The sequence below is a fragment of the uncultured Hymenobacter sp. genome (genome assembly GCF_964243305.1).
In the GTDB taxonomy this organism is placed as follows: domain Bacteria; phylum Bacteroidota; class Bacteroidia; order Cytophagales; family Hymenobacteraceae; genus Hymenobacter.
In genome coordinates this window covers 52,800-69,698 of sequence record NZ_CAXTEF010000023.1, presented here as the reverse complement: position 1 = coordinate 69,698, position 16,899 = coordinate 52,800, and the positions used below count along the sequence as shown (strand labels likewise).

Below are 16,899 nucleotides of genomic sequence, written 5' to 3'. Positions count from 1 at the left end.
GGGGGATTAGCTCAGCTGGCTAGAGCGCTTGCATGGCATGCAAGAGGTCATCGGTTCGACTCCGATATTCTCCACAGTAGGTAAAGCGAAGCAGATTAAGCAGTTACGGTCTTTTCCGTAGCTGCTTTTTTTGTTTCTGGACCAGCCTGGTGTAAACATGGTGTAAACAAACGAGTTGACATGCCCACTTACGATTACTCTCCCTTCGATATCACCTACAAGCAGTTTGATACCCTAGTGGTACGCTCAGCTAGGTTAGCCATCCGTAAGAGTCGAGAATTCATGCCAGAAGCTCCTGACCGTGACTACGTGGACAAGTCACTTCTTGAATGCTGGGAAGCGCAAGTGTTCTATGGTGTTGACACAGCACAGGTGATAGAGGCTATTCAAGAGGCGTACAGGATAGGAGTACCTATTGCTGAGCTAGTAAGCTCAACTATGGAGCTTATTGAGCGCCTGTCTGCTCATAGACAGGGCAACCGTGATTCTTCTTTTAGTAGGACGGTTAATGGCCCCAGGGACGTTTATAAGTACATACTATACCTCTTTGCTTACAAGCGCGTGATTTATATGCGCAAGAACTCTCACCAAATAGAGGTACGGACAATTGAAACACTACCAGCAGCTCAAGGGTCCATGTTCGCAGCTTACCTACCTCCCCCTCCTCCTGACGTTGAAGCGAGAGGTAAAGGCGCACATAATCCAATTATATTAAGACTAGAGTGGTTGGGTACTCAAAAGGCTTTAGCAGCTTTGCTAGTGATTCTTAAAAAGTTGGGATGGATTCGGGATTTCAAACCCTTCAGCATTATACAGCAAGCATTCACAAACGCCGATACTATAGACCAACTATTGCGCCCCGGAAATGAAGATGGTGAACCTCAATACCCTCGTATCTCGAAACGCGACTTTGGTTACTTCAACTCTATAGGAGCAAACAGAAAGACTGAAACTTTTAAGTAAATTATGTCTGACCATCAAGGTTCTACCTCATAAAAAGGCAACGTTTATAGTATCGCGTTATTGACATTGAGTTGTTACAAGTGCGTCCTTGGCCTCGTTAATCAACGACCTGCCAATGGAATTCACCTTCATTACACTCTCCCCTAATGACCTGCGGAATGTCATCCGCGAGGAAGTTGAGCGAGTCATTAACCGGCCCGCGCCGGTTCCATCCGACCAACTCCGCTACCTTCCCATCTCCAATGCGGCCCAAAAACATGGGGTCAGCAGGTCTTACCTCTACCGGCTGTCTTCGAAACAAATTGTCTCGACGCGCCGCGTTGGCAAAAGCATTCAATTCGATGCTCAAGAGCTAGAAGCTCACTTCAACAAGACGGCTAAGCGGTCGCAGACTGCTATTGATGCCGACTTGAGGCAGCAGGGCGTTTTTCCTACCTTAAAAGGGAAACGCCATGTCTAATCTCACACAAGCACAGTATCTGACCCCTGCTATTTTACAGGAACGATTGGATGGTCAGGACGGACTAAAGAGCATGACGTTGGGTAAATTCATCACGGCGCGGGCGCTGATGGAGGATGCCAGCGACAAGATGGCCACGCTACTAGACCCCATTTTGCCTAAAACTGGCTTGGTGGCACTAGTAGGTAGTAGCGACACCGGAAAATCGGCCTTTTTGCGTCAATTGGCATTAGCGGTGGCACTTGGCGACGACACGTTTCTGGGCTTGCCACTATCGCTGACTCATCAGCGGGCCGTGTACGTGAGCACGGAAGATGACCAGCGCAGCGTGAGCTTTCTCACCCGAAAGCAAACGAGTCGTCGTCTCAATCCCCCAGCTGATTATGAACGACTGTTATACCTGTTCGAATCAGAGGACCTAGAAGCCCAGCTAGATGAATTACTATCTCTCTATCCAGTTGATTTAATAGTCCTCGATGCTTTCAGTGACCTGTTTGAAGGACGATTGAACGACAGTCAATTCGTGCGAGCATTTTTCAAACCTTTCCGGCAGCTCGCTACCAAGCACGGCTGCCTTGTCATTCTGCTGCACCATACGGGCAAGTACAAGGATGAGCAGGTGCCTTCTAAGCACCACGTTGTTGGCTCACAAGCATTTGAGGCTAAGATGCGGATGGTTATGGAGCTACGGGCTGACCCGGTATACCCTGAACTGCGCCACCTGTGCGTACTGAAAGGAAACTACTTGGGACGAGAAGACAAAGAAGCCAGTCATGTCCTGACGTTTGACGAAAACCTCACGTTTCACCCTACCGGCCAACGGCAGATGCTGGAAACGCTGACGAAAGCGCCGCAGGGTGAAGGGTCGGCAGAGCGCACGAGTGGCTACACCCGTGAGAAATACGACCGAGCCGTCGCCCTACGTGACACAGGCAAAAACTTATCGGATATAGCCCAGGAGTTGGGGTACGCCGACAAAAGCGCAGTGTCAAAGCTGCTCAAGAAGAAGTTTGACCCAGCAACGGATTAGCCATGAACGAGCATCAATTCATGCTGGAACATTACGCTGGCCGTTCCAGCCGCTACACCTGCCCAGCCTGCGAGAAGCCGCACGAGTTTTCGCGTTATCTAGACCTGCAAACAGGCGAGCACTTGGGTGAGCGAGTGGGCCGTTGCAGTCGCGAGGCTAAATGCAAATACCATTACACGCCGAAGCAACATTTTGCTGATAACCCAGGCGGCAGCTCATTTAATACGCCGTTCCGGGTCGCGTCTGTCTCTAAAAAGCCACTTCCCAGACTACTGCCCTCAGTCGCCGACGCCTTACCCTGGGACGTGGTAGAGCGGTCACTGAGCAGGTACGAGTGCAATGGCTTTGTGCGTGGCCTAGCCACACTATTTACTGAGCCGCTGGCGCTTGACCTAGCCCGCCGCTACTTGATTGGTACGGCTCGCGGAGGTGGTACGGTGTTTTGGCAAGTCGATGATTGCCGTGTGGTGCGCACCGGCAAAATCATCGACTACGACGCTAGCACTTTAAAGCGTATTAAGCACAGAGCGGATGGAAATGAGGTAGTACCCCAATGGGCACACACCAAGCTGCGTCGTTCCGGCTATCAACTGCGGCAATGCTTATTTGGACAGCATCTGCTGGCAACTGACGGCCCCCGGCCAGTGGCAATCGTCGAGGCTGAAAAAACAGCCGTTCTGTGCTCTATCTACCTGCCTGGCTACTTGTGGCTGGCCACTGGCGGCTGTAGCGCTTCTCAATTTAAAGATGCCGATGTGCTGGCGGCTTTACGCCAACACGAAGTCATCCTGTTTCCCGATACCGGGACAACAGATAAATGGGAGGTGCAGGCCAAAGCACTGCGCAAGGCCGGAGTACGGGTGCGAGTCTGTCGGGACTTAGAGGCCGCCCAACTGAACCGGCCGCCTAATTGGGACTTAGCTGACGAGTTTTTGGCTTTCGCGCAAACTGTTGTGCTAACCACGGGCACCGTCCGCTGGGCACTAACCGAACCAGGAGGCTACCCAGTTTTCTGGGATTATCTACTGGCTTAACCGACATAAATTACTGGTTCCACCCGTCCGCAGTCGTTTATAAACGGCTGTGGACACTTATAAACCCCACAATGAACTATCTATCAGATGACCAAGAGCGTGAGTGCCTCTGGTGCGGAACCCCAATTGAGGGGAGGGCCGACAAACAATTTTGCAGTAGCGCCTGCAAGGCTCGCTACAATCGCGAGAATGCTAAAGAGCTAACTGTCGAGTCAGCGGCATCCGCCTCACCACCCAAAGTGACCCTAGCGCCTAGCCGGCCTGCGTATTCCATTACTGAGTCAGAAGAGGACGAAACGCTGGATAGTGACTGGACTTCCAAGAGTGAACGCCGAGCGCACGAACAGCAGGAAAAAGAAACCAGTAAAAAGCTTCACAAAAAATACACTGGTCTCGTAGCCAAGTTTTTACAGGAAGAAGGTGAATTTTTTGACTTGGAATCAGTAGAGACGTTCATTGAGAAGCTAGATGAAGCATCTGATGAGTACCGGCAAAACCCTAGCCTGCGCACGGGTGGTCACCCGGCTCATGCCCGTCTGGCTGACCTGTACTTGATGCGCGACCACTTACGCGAAATGCGAGATGAGATGGAAGATGCTACCCCATCTTTCTTTGGCATGGGCGAGCCGGAAAACATCTGTTTGGAACTCTCCAAAAAGCAGCGGAAGCAGCTACGGGCAAATATGCTGGGCGGAGAATAATCGAGGTTACTATCGTTGCCGTTGCCGTGGATTCTCTAGAGAATCCACGGCAACGGCAACGTGTTTTTCCAGTTGCTAGATGACCATCGACACTAGCAAGCACTCAATAACTCGTTTGCCTAGTCGCCACCACAGAGAGGAGATGCAGACCCTTAAATCTGACTTTTCAATTAGTTTCCAGCTGGGACTATCCCGTAATTTGTAGGCCCCAGCCAGCCTTTTTGACTTGGCTAATCCGGTTTTGTTACCTGTCCTCCTATGACTGCCAGCCAGCACACTAGCCTTATAAACTTCATTTGGAATATTGCTGACGACGTGCTGCGCGATGTGTATGTGCGCAGTAAATACCGCGACGTGATACTGCCCATGATAGTGCTGCGGCGGCTCGATGCGGTGCTGGAGCCGACCAAAGCCGACGTGCTGGCTCAGAAGCAGATGCTCGATGAGTTCGGCATCACGGAGCAGGACGCGGCCCTGAACCAGGCGGCCGGGCAGGCGTTTCACAATGCGTCGCCGTTTCGGCTGCGCGACCTGCTGGCCCGGCCTAAGAAGGCACAGCTCGAAGCCGACTTCCGGGCCTATCTGGCCGGGTTTTCGGAGAATGTGCGCGAGATTCTGGACAAGTTTAAGTTTATCAACCAGATACCGACGCTGATGGACGCTGATGCGCTGGGGTTTCTGATTGAGAAATTCCTGTCGCCGACCATCAACTTCGCCCCTACCCCTGTGCTGAGCCCGGACGGCTCCACGAAGCTGCCGGCGCTCGACAACCACGCGATGGGCACCGTGTTTGAGGAGCTGATTCGGCGCTTTAATGAGGAAAACAACGAGGAGGCCGGCGAGCATTTCACGCCCCGTGACGTGGTGAGCGTGATGGCCGACCTGATTTTCCGACCCGTGGCCGAGCGCATTACTACGGGCACCTACCTCGTGTATGACGATGCCTGCGGCACGGGCGGAATGCTGACCGTGGCCGAGGAACGGCTGCACGAGCTGGCCGCCGCTCAGGGCAAGGAGGTTGAGATTCACCTCTACGGGCAGGAGGTGCAGCCTGAAACCTACGCCATCACGAAGGCCGACCTGCTGCTGAAGGGCGAGGGCGCCGAGGCCGTGAACATCAAGTACGGCTCGACGCTCTCGCACGACGGGCACCCGCGCATGGCCTTTGACTTTATGCTGGCCAACCCGCCCTACGGCAAGAGTTGGAGCAAGGACCTGGAGCACATGGGCGGCAAGAAAGACTTCCGCGATGCCCGCTTCGTGTTTCCGTATGGCGGCGAGGCGGTGTTCAGCCTGCTCACGCGCTCCTCGGACGGGCAACTGCTGTTTCTGGCCAACAAGCTGGCCAAGATGAAAACCAAAACCGCCCTGGGCTCGCGCATCGCGCAGGTTCATAATGGCTCGGCTCTCTTTACGGGCGACGCGGGGCAGGGTGAGAGCAACATTCGGCGCTGGATACTGGAAAACGACTGGTTGGAAGCTATTATCGCGCTGCCGCTCAACATCTTCTACAACACGGGCATCGCGACCTACATCTGGGTGCTGAGCAACCGCAAGGAGGCCCGGCGCCGGGGTCAGGTGCAGCTCATCGACGCCAGTGGCTGGCAGCAGCCGCTGCGCAAAAATCTGGGCAAGAAGAACTGCGAGCTGAGTCCGCCGCACCAGGCGCGCATCCTGGAGGCCTTTCTGACGATGGAGGAGAGTGCGCAGAGTAAAATCTTCCCCAATGAGGCATTTGGCTACCAGAAAATCGTGGTGGAGCGGCCCCTGCGGCTGCGCGTGGAGCTGACGGCCGAGCGGCTGGCTGCCTTCGCCAACACCTGCACCCTGAACAAGGAGTACGAGCTGCCCGCCGTGGTAGCGGCCGTAGCCGGCGAGTGGGGCGCGGAGCCATGCCGGGACTTCAACGACTTCGTGGCGGCGGCGCAGGCCGAAGCCAAAAAGCAAAAGCGGCGCTGGACCGCTAAGCGCGAAAAGCTGCTGCAAGCCAACCTGACCGAGCGCGACGAAACCGCCGCGCCCGTGGTGAAAAGCCGCCTGCACGCCGACGACTACCTGGGCGGCCGCGACCACAATCCCTTTCCCGACGCGCCCGCCGAAACGAGCTGGCGGCTGGGCGGCTGGTTTGCGAACCCGGCCGAGCCGCTGGAAACGCTGACGTATGAGCCCGACCCAGAGCTGCGCGACACCGAGCAGGTACCCCTGCTGGAGCCGGGCGGCGTGGCCGGCTTCGTGGCCCGCGAGGTGTGGCCCCATGCCCCCGACGCCTGGGTGGACGCCGACAAAACGCAGATTGGCTACGAAATCTCGTTTACCCGCTACTTCTACCAGCCGCAGCGCCTGCGCACGCTGGAAGAAATTGCGGCCGACATCTTCGCCCTCGAAGCCGAAACCGACGGGCTGCTGCACGAGATTCTGCCCACTGCCGCCGCGCCCGCCGCCCGATGAGCCATTCCCTACCCCCCTACCCTGCCTATAAGCCCGCCGGCCTGCCCTGGCTGGCGCAGATGCCCGCGCATTGGGAAATAAAGCGGGCTAAGCAAGTGTTTCGCACGATTGACCAACGCTCCGAAGCCGGGCTGGAAGAGAAGCTTACCGTGTCGTCGAAGAGCGGCGTGGTGCCGCGCCGGGAGCAGAAAGTAACCATGTTCATGGCCGCTTCTTATGTGGGCCATAAGCTTTGCTGGCCTGGCGACCTGGTGGTGAACAGCTTGTGGGCCTGGGCCAACGGGCTGGGCTTTGCGAAGCACCACGGCATTATCAGCACGGCGTACAGCGTGTACCGGGCGCTACCAGAGTATGCGGAAGCAGGGCCGTACCTGGATTATTTACTGCGCTCGTCGGCGTTTCAGTGGGAATTTCAGATTGGCTCGAAGGGCATTTGGATTTCGCGCCTGCAACTAACTGACGACACGTTTATGCGAATGCCCATCCTGCTACCCCCGCTGCCGGAGCAGCAGCGCATCGTGGCGTTTCTGGGCGGCAAAACCCGGCAGATTGCGCGGCTGCTGCGCCACAAGCGGCAGCTCATCCAACTGCTGACGGAGCAGAAGCAGGCCCTCATTCACCGCGCCGTCACACAGGGGCTGGACCCGGCCGCGCCGCGCAAGCCCTCGGGCGTGGCCTGGCTGGGGGAGGTGCCGGCGCATTGGGAGGTAAAGCGGTTGAAAAATGTAAGCAGGTTTGTAACTAGCGGGTCGCGTGGTTGGGCTGAGTTTTATAGTGACGAAGGCGCTATTTTTCTGCGCATCGGAAATTTGTCTGTCACTTCTATTGACCTCAAACTACATAACCTTCAACGAGTAACACCGCCCACAGGAGCCGAAGGTGAACGAACCCGCGTTCAACCAGATGATTTGCTCATTTCTATAACCGCTTTGCTCGGTGCGGTTGGCGTAGTTCCTGAGCAAGTCAAGGACGCCTATGTAAATCAACACACTGCGCTTGTGCGGTTAAAGTTGGATGCAATTAATTCACGTTAGGCTGCTTACTGCCTAAGCTCAGAAATTGGAAAGCAGCAGTTCAAAGCACTCACGAATGGTGGCACTAAAGAGGGCTTGACACTTGGTGATGTAGCCGCCTTGACTATTCTCTACCCCCCTTTTCAAGAGCAGTGCGAATTGGTAAAACATATTGACGGACAAGTAGCGAAATTTGATGAAACCATCTCCCGCGCCCAGCGCGAAATCGAGCTAATTCAGGAATACCGGACCCGCCTGATTGCCGATATCGTGACGGGCCGGGCCGACGTGCGGCACCTGGCCGTAACGGAGGGGGTAGGCGCAGCTGAAGAGATGGACCGGGACGAAAGCGACGAAGACGAAGCCGACCTGGAGCTGGCGGATGTGGACGCGACGGCTGACTAGCAGCGGCATCTTTGTATTATTGACAGTTAGCTTCTTAGCCCTTTTCCTACCCTGATGGCCCGCTCCCTCAAACTAGACATCATCACACTCAGCGTCAGCCGCCGCGGTAAGAAGGACGAGTATCTGTATTTCGATGATTTTTTTCGGTACACGCAGAAAAACGGCAGTGTGATTACGCGACCGTTTGCCGACTTTTTTAAGCACTACATCGCCAGCTTTAACGGCGCGTTTTCAGCAACTGCAAACGTAAGCAAGGCTATCCATCTGGATAGCTCCGCCGTGCGGTTCAACGCTAGGCGGCGTTTTATCAGTGGCACCGTGGATGGTGGCAATCTGGGGGGTAGCCTCGATGTGAAGGACAAAGCCAACGCCGCCAACGTCATTTTCAGGATTGGCACTGACCACGTAACAGCCGAGCCGTTTCACTTCTTACTCTGGATGCCCGCTGACTTCGAAAAGGGCATTTTACTGGTGCAGGGCTATACTAACGCGACTATTGCTGACGCCTTTAAGCAGCACTTAGCCGCCTTTGTACGGCAAGAGTGCCCTGATGTGCTGCTACACACCGGTAGCTATGTGGACCGCGAAAACGCCGAGCGGTTTCGGGCCGGGTCAGTAGTGGACCAGGTTACGTTTCGACGCACTCACATTGAGCCCGACGTAGCCGACCATATTACGGGCATTCGCACCACAAAAAAGGTGATAAATGTAGACGTAAAGATTAGTGGTTTGAATAAGCTGGAAGGCTTCGCCGACAAGTTTAACCGCTGGGTTTCCGGTGAAGTATCCAACCTATTCGAGATTGAAGATTTGCGAGGTTTTGGCATAGACGGTGAGCACGAAACCATTGTGGGCTATAAAACTGAGGAAGGGCAACGAGCTTCGGCCAAAAGCAAGCAGGAGTTTGAGCTAAATCCTCTCATTCGGATTGAGCCAGAAGATGTGAGTAGCGGTGCCGATGGCCGGCCCAACCCAGATGAAATCCGGGCGTTTATGCAACGGGAATTAGCACGGATACAGGAAGAAATCGGTTATACCAACGCCAACCGCGCCGAATAGCCATGCCACTCAAAATTGACGTTCGCAGTATCATCAGCGCCCATTTTCGAACGCTGGTGGATGACAATACGCAGCGGGCGGGCGTGTCTGATTGGGTGACGTTTCTATTATTACCGCTGGCAGCGGCCGGGGGGCTAGTAGGGCTGGGCGCCTACATGAGCGAGAACATTCTGAGCACGGTAGTATCCGCGTTTTCGATATTCGTGGGCTTACTGCTGAACGTGATAGTGCTGCTGTTCGAGATTGTGCGCAACACGCAGCAGCAGCCCCGCAAGCATCGAGTAGTGAAGCAGACCCTGGCTAATGTTGGCTTCGCTATCATTCTGTCCTTGTTGGCCATTTTAGTCGCGCTCACTACTCAGATTACGCGCTGGCCATTTTTGAAGCCCTACACCAGCTTTGCTACTTACTTTCTAGCCTGCCTGTTTATTGCTACGCTCTTAATGATAGTGAAGCGGCTATACAACCTATTTCTGGATGAAGCAAGCGTACAGGGTTCCCCACCCGCTCGCCCGCCTGATGAATGGGTGCCGCTGGATGGAGGCGAACTGGTAGAGCATAAGTAAGCAAAGCATCTCACGACATGGAAGAGACAGAGGAAATAGAGGCTACTGCCAGGTTTGAGCCTTCTGGGCCCGACGTGCGCCTGCTGCGCAGCCTCACGCTGCGCAACATCCTCTCCTTCGGCCCCGACACGCCCCCGCTGGAGCTGCGCGCCCTCAACGTGCTGATTGGGCCGAACGGGTCGGGCAAGTCGAATTTGCTGGCTTGCCTGAGCTTGCTGCCCGCCATGAGTGACGACATAAGCAGGCAGTTTCGGGAAGGCGGCAGTAACCTCAAAGATTGGTTTCGGAAAGACCAGTTTCCTCAATGGGCAGAGTTGAGAATGACTATTGCAGTCAACACATCAAATTCTCTGGTACATCAAATCCAGTTTACCGAAGGGGAATATCGGCCGCGGATTCAGCAGGAATCTATCCAAATTCAGCCTGACTTGCTGCCTGGCGAGACCGATGATATGCAAGTCGTGTATCGAGCCGATTTTACCTCACTCATGCCCGTGGTAGAATTTAATGGCGCGGAGCGGAAGGGCTTTGGGGTTGATTTGGGGGCTTCGATACTAGCCCAACTGCGTGACCGAACTATCTACCCTAGCTTTTCCCAACTGGTTTACTCCTACAAAGGCTTGGCTTTTTTTCGGGACTGGACGTTTGGCAGCGGCTCACCCATCCGGCAGCCGCAGCGGGCCGACTCGCTCGGCAACTTTCTGAGAGAAGGCGGCGAGAACTTAGCGCTAGTCTTAAATCAGCTGCGCCGCGATTCGGAAGCCAAAGCGCGCATCGTCGCATTGCTGAACGAGCTGTACGAAGGCATCGACGACTACGAAACGTTTGTGCAGGGCGGCTACGTGGAGCTGTTTTTGCGCGAGGGCAAGCAGCTCATTCCAGCGTCCCGGCTGTCGGATGGCACCCTGCGGTTTTTGTGTTTGTTGGCTATTCTCTGTCACCCTAGCCCCCCGCCACTCATCTGCATTGAGGAGCCAGAATTAGGCTTGCACCCCGATGCAGTAGTAGCAGTGGGCAAGCTCATTAAGGAAGCCTCGGAGCGCACGCAGTTGATTGTGACGACGCACTCGCAGATTTTAGTTGACACGTTCCAGGACTCGCCGGAAGATGTAGTCGTGGTCAGCAGAGAAGACGGCGCGACGCGCATGAAGCGCCTCGACCCCGCTAAGCTGCGGCCGTATTTAAAGACCTACAGCTTAGGCAATTTGTGGAGCAGCGGCGACATTGGCGGCAACCGGTGGTAAGGGCGCGATGAAGATTTTTGTGGAAGGCGGCGGGGACAGCGCCCGCCTGAAAGCTAGCTGCCGCCGCGCATTTGGCACCCTGCTGCGGCAGGTGCTGGCGCAACGCCCCGGCTGCCGGCTGCGCCTGGAAATAGTGGCGTGCGGCTCCCGAAACGCAGCATACGATAAGTTCTGCGCGGCCCTGGAAGGAGGCGAAACCGAAATTGTGCTGCTGGTAGACAGCGAGGACGTAGTCACCAATCTGGATGCCCAAACCCAGCAAACGCGCGACCCGTGGCAGCATTTCAGCAACCGAGGCGACCCCTGGATTCGGCCGGCCGGCGCCACGAACGACCACGCGCAGCTAATGGGCGTGAGCATGGAAACTTGGCTGGTAGCCGACCAAGGGAAACTGGCTGCCTACTATGGGCAGCACTTTCATCTCAATTCCCTACCCCGGCACGCGCAGTTGGAGCAGGTAGCGAAGCCCCAGCTATATGGCGCGCTAGAGTTGGCAACCCGCGCCACAACTAAAGGAGCCTACAGCAAGGGCAGCCACTCCTTTGACGTGCTGGAACAGCTAGACTATGCGCAGCTCGAACAGCGACTGCCCCACGTTAAACGTCTTTTTGACTACTTACGCTCCAAGTGTTAACCCTTATGACAACAACCGATACGAGCGAAAAAGGCCTGGAAAATATCATCGTGGCCGCGCTGACTGACGAAGCCGGCTACGAGGCCGGCACGTCAGGCGACTACGACCGGGAGTTGGGGCTAGACTGGCCCAAACTGAAGCAGTTTCTGTATGCCACGCAGCGGGCCACGGTGGACCTACTGCGGCTCGAAATTCCGGCCGAGCGGCAGAAGTTTCTGGAACGCCTGCGGGCCAACATCACCAAGCGCGGGGTGGTCGAGGTGCTGCGCACGGGCATCAGCCACGGCCCGGTCGCCGATATTCAGCTGTACTACGCCACGCCCTCAGCGGGCAACGCCGAAGCAGCCCGGCGCCACGCCCAAAACGTGTTCAGCGTCACGCGCCAATTGTTCTACAGCACTCAGAACCGCAATTCGGTGGACGTAGCCGTGTTCCTCAACGGCCTGCCGCTGCTCACGATGGAGCTGAAGAACAGCCTCACCAAGCAAACCGTGGCCGATGCCGTCACCCAATACCAGCAGGACCGCGACCCGCGCGACCTGCTGTTCCAGCCGGGCCGTTGCCTGGTGCATTTCGCCGTGGACGACCAGCAGGTGAAGTTTTGCGCCGCCCTCAGCGGCAAAAGCTCCTGGTTTCTGCCCTTCAACCGCGGCTTTGAGCAGGGCGCGGGCAACCCGCCCCACGCGGCCGGCCTCAAAACCACTTACCTCTGGGAGTCGGTGTTGCAAAAAGACAGCTTGGCCGACCTGCTCGAAAACTACGCCGCCGTTCTGGAAACCGAGGATGAGCAGGGCAAGAAGCACCGCAAGCCAGTATTTCCGCGCTACCATCAGCTCGAAGTCGTGCGCCGCCTGCTGCGCGACGTGCGAATGCAGGGGGTAGGCCAACGCTACTTGATTCAGCATTCCGCCGGGTCGGGCAAAAGCAATTCCCTGGCCTGGCTGGCGCATCAGCTCGTGGGGCTGGCCGCCGCGAGTGATTCGCAGACCCTGTTCGATTCGGTCGTCGTGATAACGGACCGCCGCAACCTCGACAAGCAGATTAAGGAAACCATTAAGGGCTTCGCGCAGGTCGGCTCTATCGTGGGCCACGCCGAGCGGTCAGGCGACTTGCGGAAGTTTTTGCAGGCGGGCAAGAAAATCATTATCACGACCGTCCAGAAATTTCCGTTTATCCTTGACGACATCGGCGGCGAGCTGCGCGGCCGTCATTTCGCGCTGCTGATTGATGAAGCCCATTCGAGCCAGGGCGGGCGCACGGCCGCGAAGATGAACATCGCCCTGACTGGCATCGAGGACGAGCCCGAAAGCCCGGAGGATAAAATCATCGCGCTGATGGAAGCCCGCAAGATGCTGCCCAACGCCAGCTACTTTGCCTTCACGGCCACGCCTAAAAACCAGACGCTAGAGCTGTTCGGCGACCCTTATCAGGAAGGCGAAACAACCAAGCACCGGCCTTTCCACACCTACGCCATGAAGCAAGCCATTCAGGAGGGCTTCATTATGGATGTGCTGAAAAGCTATACCCCCGTGGACAGCTACTACCGCTTGCTGAAAAAAGTGGAGGGCGACCCAAAGTTTGATGAGAAGCGGGCCGCTAAAAAGCTGCGCCTCTACGTCGAAAGCCACGAGCGGGCCATTCGCCGCAAAGCCGAAATCATGGCCGACCATTTCCACGAGCAGACCCAGCACAAGCTAGGCGGACAGGCGCGAGCAATGGTGGTGTGTAACGGCATCGCGCGAGCCGTGGACTACTACCACGCCCTGCAAACCTACTTGCAGGAGCGGGGCAGTCCCTACCGGACGCTCTTAGCGTTTTCGGGCGAATTTGCCTACGGCGGCAAGAATGTGACTGAGGAAGCTCTGAACGGCTTTGCCAGCAACGAGTTGGAACAACGATTCCGCGCTGGCAATTACCGTTTTTTGGTAGTGGCCGACAAATTTCAGACGGGCTACGACGAGCCGCTGCTGCACACGATGTATGTGGACAAGCCCCTGGCTGGAGTCAAGGCCGTGCAAACCCTCTCGCGCCTGAACCGCGCTCATCCGCTCAAGCGCGACACGGCGGTACTGGACTTCTATAACGAGACGAAGGTGATTGAGGAGTCATTCAAGGACTATTACCAAACGACAATCCTGAGCGCCGCCACGGACCCCAATAAGCTGCACGACTGGAAAAGCGACCTGGACGGCGCCGACGTGTATGACCCGGCCGACGTGCAAACCGTGGTGAGCTTATTCCTGGATGCGGCACCCCGCCCTCAGCTCGACGCCGTGCTAGACGCCTGCGTGGGCCGCTACCGGGGTAATCTGGACGAGGACGGCCAGGTACGCTTTAAAGGCACCGCTAAGAATTTCGTGCGCACCTACGAGTTTTTGGGGGCGCTGCTCCCCTATCAGCAAGCCGGGTGGGAGAAGCTGAGCATCTTCCTGAATCTGCTTCTGCCCAAATTGCCTGCTCCCGTAGAGGAAGACCTGTCCCAGGGCATTCTGGAAACTATTAATATGGACAGCTACCGGGCGCAAATCAAGGAGACGCAAGTCATGACGTTGCCCGAGTATGACCGCGAGATTGACCCGGCCGAACTGGGTCAAGGCGGTGGTGTCTCCGAACCTGAAATGGTGCCGCTAAGTCTTATCGTCAGCCAGTTCAATACCTTGTTTGGCGATATTCCTTGGGAGGACAAGGACCAGGTAATGCGCGTCATCACGCAGGAGCTGCCCGCGAAGGTGGCCGCCAGCAAAGCGTACCAAAACGCAATGGCTAACTCTGACGAGCAGAACGCGCGCATTGAGCACGACAAAGCCTTACAGACGGCTGTACTGAGCTTTCTAAAAGTCCACAACGACCTGTTTAAACAGTTCAGCGGCAACCCTAGCTTTAAGCACTGGCTGACTGATGAGTCGTTTCGACAAACATACCTGCCGCCAGGCAGTGCGACCTCTGCCACCTGATAGTGTCCGATTTCTTAAGGGTAGCACTAGAGTTAGGGACAGAAAGTATCAGTAGGGAAAATCCGTGCAGGCGGGTGTCTTAAAATACGGACGTTTTAGCGGCTCGCCCGTGCGCGCCCCAAAAGGGTTGATAAGTTGCTAAAAATCGTCTCATCTTTTGTTCTCACGAATCAATGACTCGCTATCTTCGTGCTCATTGACTTTTTGAGAATACCTAAGATGATTTTTGGCTATGCCCGCGTAAGTACGCCGGACCAACAGTTGCACCTCCAAACTGATGCGTTGCAAGCGCATGGCTGCGCTGAGGTTGCTCAAGAAAAAGTGTCCTCCGTGAAAGAGCGGCCAGCCTTGCAACAGCTACTGACGCGGCTACGGCCGGGCGACACGCTAGTGGTCTGGAAACTCGACCGGCTGGGCCGCTCCCTAAAAGACCTGGTGACGCTGGTAACGGGCTTTCAGCAACAGGGCGTGCATTTCGTTAGCTTGCAGGACCACTTAGATACGAGCACGGCTCAGGGTCGGCTGATGTTTAACTTGTTCGCCTCGTTGGCCGAGTTTGAGCGCGACCTCATCCGCGAACGCACAAAAGCGGGGCTGACTGCGGCGCGGGCCCGAGGCCGGCAGGGTGGTCGGCCCAAGGGCCTTTCTAAAGAAGCCCTGTCCAAAGCGCAGGCGGCCAAAACGCTGTACCTACAGCAGGACAAGACCGTGGCTGAAATCGGCCAGTTGCTCGGCGTCGGCCGCGCCACCATTTACCGCTATCTCGCGCACTTGGACGTCCCCACCGGCGGCAACGTCGAGGTTACTTCCAAGGCTTAGGGACTAGGTTCATCTAGCCAACTAAAGTGCCTATGCTGTTTAATTTCGGGGCTCATAGCTCGTTGCTACTGCCGGCGGTGGTAACCGGCATCGTCGCCACGGGCTGGCTGTTGCTGCGAGCACTGCGGCGCAGTGCCCTGACGGATGCGCTGCTGGCCGTGTTGTTGGCCGTGCCGACGCTGAGCATTGCGCAGCAGATGCTGGCCTACGCCGGCTGGTACGACAGCCACGACGGGTACACGACGGCTCTGTTTTACGTGCCCTGGCAGCTCAACCTGCTGCTGGGGCCGGCCTATTACCTCTATTTTCGAAGCCTGACCAGCCAGGAGTTCCGGCTGTTTCCGCGGGCTTGGCTGCCCTTGCTGCCGGGCCTGCTGCAATTGGGGCTGATAGTCGGGGCGCTGGGCTACGACCTGCTGTGGCTACCGAGTACACGCGGCCAGCACCAGCCGTATCAGGCGGGCACTAAAGGGCCGGCCCTGATTGCGGCGGAGGTCTTCGCCCACTACCTCGGCTATGCCCAATACGTGCTGCTGCCGGCCTATTGCTGGCGGGTACTGGCCGACTACCGGCGCTACACCCGCTACCTCCATGATAACTTTTCGGATACCGAGCGCCTGCGCTTTGCTGGGCTGCGGCAACTGGTGTTGGTGCAGGTACTGGCCTTGGCATTGAGCCAGTTATTTACGTTGGTGGACTGGAAAGTTGGCCTGAGTGACGCGGCTTCCTGGAATTACTTTTTCCTGCGCGGCCTACTCGTTTATTGGCTGATAGCGGTCGGCCTGCAAGCCAACTACGCCGCCGCTACCACCCCGCTGCGTTTTGATGCCGCCCCCGACTCACCTACCACTCCCGAGCCAACGGCCGAACTGAACCCGGCCCCGGTAGCAACCTCCCCGGCCATCCAGGCGTCGCCCAGCGCCGAGTTGCCGGCGGCGCAACTGGCCCCAGAGCTGTTGGTCTGGCGGGACAAGCTGCTGGCGCTGATGGCCGAGGAGCAGCCTTGGCTGGAACCCGAATTGACCCTGACCGAGGTGGCGAAGCGATTACGCATCACGTCGGGGCTGCTCTCCAAAGTCATCAATTCCGGCTGCGGCCAAAACTTCAATGACTTTGTGAATGCGTACCGGGTGCGGGAAGCGCAGCGCCTACTCGCCGACCCCCGCTTTGCGCACTACTCGCTGGTAGGGGTAGCGCTGGAAAGTGGATTTAATTCACGCTCAACGTTTAACCGGGTATTTAAGAAGGTGGTGGGGCAGGCGCCCAGCGAACTTATCCGCCCCAAATCATAGATTGAGGCAGGCCAACGTATGCACTGGGGCATGGGAGCAAAGGGCTAGCGGGAGTTTTGTGGCATCGTTTCACTAGCCCGCTGCCCACCATGCGCCGCTGCCGCCTTTCTCCCTCACTTACCTCTTATAACAACGGCTGCCCCAGCCAGCTGGCGGCGGCCAAGGATGCCCGCCGCCCAGCGCAAGACCGCCCAAGTGGGCGGGTGCCGGAGCCAGCTATTGCTGCTGTGGCACGATACTTCGCTGCTTTTTTTCTTCCGCTGCGCTGGGGGCGAAT

At 56.7% G+C, this 16,899-nt stretch carries 15 protein-coding genes and 1 tRNA gene; all 16 read left to right on the top strand.

Annotated elements, in window-relative coordinates; genetic code table 11:
* The 16 genes from ACFE70_RS13600 (at position 1) to ACFE70_RS13525 (ending at position 16,622) form a co-directional block, all read left to right on the top strand.
* Positions 1-74: transfer RNA gene (locus tag ACFE70_RS13600), tRNA-Ala, on the top strand.
* Positions 75-180: 106 nt separating this feature from the next.
* Positions 181-963, top strand: coding sequence for a hypothetical protein (locus ACFE70_RS13595; RefSeq protein WP_375418301.1), 783 nt, complete (start codon positions 181-183; stop codon positions 961-963).
* A gap of 115 nt (positions 964-1,078) precedes the next feature.
* Positions 1,079-1,423 (top strand): hypothetical protein, encoded by a 345-nt coding sequence (locus tag ACFE70_RS13590; RefSeq protein WP_375418300.1) that lies wholly within the window; start codon positions 1,079-1,081, stop codon positions 1,421-1,423.
* Positions 1,416-2,453, top strand: coding sequence for an AAA family ATPase (locus ACFE70_RS13585; protein WP_375418299.1), 1,038 nt, complete (start codon positions 1,416-1,418; stop codon positions 2,451-2,453). The genes ACFE70_RS13590 and ACFE70_RS13585 overlap by 8 nt, the downstream gene beginning before the upstream one ends.
* A 2-nt stretch (positions 2,454-2,455) precedes the next feature.
* The gene (locus tag ACFE70_RS13580; RefSeq protein ID WP_375418298.1) at positions 2,456-3,487 is read left to right on the top strand and encodes a DUF6371 domain-containing protein; all 1,032 of its coding nucleotides are present in this window, start codon (positions 2,456-2,458) and stop codon (positions 3,485-3,487) included.
* Positions 3,488-3,558: 71 nt separating this feature from the next.
* Entirely contained in the window at positions 3,559-4,188 is a 630-nt protein-coding gene (locus tag ACFE70_RS13575) for a DUF2116 family Zn-ribbon domain-containing protein (protein ID WP_375418297.1), read from the top strand.
* Between the two features lie 258 nt (positions 4,189-4,446).
* The gene (locus tag ACFE70_RS13570; protein ID WP_375418296.1) at positions 4,447-6,636 is read left to right on the top strand and encodes an N-6 DNA methylase; all 2,190 of its coding nucleotides are present in this window, start codon (positions 4,447-4,449) and stop codon (positions 6,634-6,636) included.
* A complete protein-coding gene (locus ACFE70_RS13565) occupies positions 6,633-7,670 on the top strand; it encodes a restriction endonuclease subunit S (protein WP_375418295.1) in 1,038 nt (345 codons plus the stop codon). The genes ACFE70_RS13570 and ACFE70_RS13565 overlap by 4 nt, the downstream gene beginning before the upstream one ends.
* A gap of 138 nt (positions 7,671-7,808) precedes the next feature.
* On the top strand, positions 7,809-8,054 hold the full coding sequence (locus tag ACFE70_RS13560; protein ID WP_375418294.1) for a hypothetical protein: 246 nt from the start codon (positions 7,809-7,811) through the stop codon (positions 8,052-8,054).
* Positions 8,055-8,108: 54 nt separating this feature from the next.
* Complete coding sequence (locus ACFE70_RS13555; protein ID WP_375418293.1) at positions 8,109-9,113, top strand: hypothetical protein; 1,005 nt, start codon at positions 8,109-8,111, stop codon at positions 9,111-9,113.
* 2 nt (positions 9,114-9,115) lie between these two features.
* Positions 9,116-9,679 (top strand): hypothetical protein, encoded by a 564-nt coding sequence (locus ACFE70_RS13550; protein ID WP_375418292.1) that lies wholly within the window; start codon positions 9,116-9,118, stop codon positions 9,677-9,679.
* 17 nt (positions 9,680-9,696) lie between these two features.
* Positions 9,697-10,923: an AAA family ATPase gene (locus tag ACFE70_RS13545; protein ID WP_375418291.1), complete on the top strand. Its 1,227-nt coding sequence runs from the start codon at positions 9,697-9,699 to the stop codon at positions 10,921-10,923.
* 7 nt (positions 10,924-10,930) lie between these two features.
* Positions 10,931-11,557 carry a DUF4276 family protein gene (locus ACFE70_RS13540; RefSeq protein WP_375418290.1) on the top strand — a complete coding sequence of 209 codons (627 nt, stop codon included), beginning with the start codon at positions 10,931-10,933 and terminating at the stop codon, positions 11,555-11,557.
* A 5-nt stretch (positions 11,558-11,562) separates the two neighbouring features.
* Positions 11,563-14,511 (top strand): type I restriction endonuclease subunit R, encoded by a 2,949-nt coding sequence (locus ACFE70_RS13535; RefSeq protein ID WP_375418289.1) that lies wholly within the window; start codon positions 11,563-11,565, stop codon positions 14,509-14,511.
* A 189-nt stretch (positions 14,512-14,700) separates the two neighbouring features.
* Entirely contained in the window at positions 14,701-15,330 is a 630-nt protein-coding gene (locus ACFE70_RS13530) for a recombinase family protein (RefSeq protein ID WP_375418288.1), read from the top strand.
* A gap of 32 nt (positions 15,331-15,362) precedes the next feature.
* Positions 15,363-16,622, top strand: coding sequence for a helix-turn-helix domain-containing protein (locus tag ACFE70_RS13525; RefSeq protein WP_375418287.1), 1,260 nt, complete (start codon positions 15,363-15,365; stop codon positions 16,620-16,622).
* Positions 16,623-16,899: the final 277 nt, after the last annotated feature.

What these genes read in the sequence shown, in the direction of transcription:
- ACFE70_RS13595 (WP_375418301.1), top strand. Translation starts at nt 181, where the DNA reads ATGCCCACTTACGATTACTCTCCCTTCGATATCACCTACAAGCAGTTT.
- ACFE70_RS13590 (WP_375418300.1), top strand. Translation starts at nt 1,079, where the DNA reads ATGGAATTCACCTTCATTACACTCTCCCCTAATGACCTGCGGAATGTC.
- ACFE70_RS13585 (WP_375418299.1), top strand. Translation starts at nt 1,416, where the DNA reads ATGTCTAATCTCACACAAGCACAGTATCTGACCCCTGCTATTTTACAG.
- ACFE70_RS13580 (WP_375418298.1), top strand. Translation starts at nt 2,456, where the DNA reads ATGAACGAGCATCAATTCATGCTGGAACATTACGCTGGCCGTTCCAGC.
- ACFE70_RS13575 (WP_375418297.1), top strand. Translation starts at nt 3,559, where the DNA reads ATGAACTATCTATCAGATGACCAAGAGCGTGAGTGCCTCTGGTGCGGA.
- ACFE70_RS13570 (WP_375418296.1), top strand. Translation starts at nt 4,447, where the DNA reads ATGACTGCCAGCCAGCACACTAGCCTTATAAACTTCATTTGGAATATT.
- ACFE70_RS13565 (WP_375418295.1), top strand. Translation starts at nt 6,633, where the DNA reads ATGAGCCATTCCCTACCCCCCTACCCTGCCTATAAGCCCGCCGGCCTG.
- ACFE70_RS13555 (WP_375418293.1), top strand. Translation starts at nt 8,109, where the DNA reads ATGGCCCGCTCCCTCAAACTAGACATCATCACACTCAGCGTCAGCCGC.
- ACFE70_RS13550 (WP_375418292.1), top strand. Translation starts at nt 9,116, where the DNA reads ATGCCACTCAAAATTGACGTTCGCAGTATCATCAGCGCCCATTTTCGA.
- ACFE70_RS13545 (WP_375418291.1), top strand. Translation starts at nt 9,697, where the DNA reads ATGGAAGAGACAGAGGAAATAGAGGCTACTGCCAGGTTTGAGCCTTCT.
- ACFE70_RS13540 (WP_375418290.1), top strand. Translation starts at nt 10,931, where the DNA reads ATGAAGATTTTTGTGGAAGGCGGCGGGGACAGCGCCCGCCTGAAAGCT.
- ACFE70_RS13535 (WP_375418289.1), top strand. Translation starts at nt 11,563, where the DNA reads ATGACAACAACCGATACGAGCGAAAAAGGCCTGGAAAATATCATCGTG.
- ACFE70_RS13525 (WP_375418287.1), top strand. Translation starts at nt 15,363, where the DNA reads ATGCTGTTTAATTTCGGGGCTCATAGCTCGTTGCTACTGCCGGCGGTG.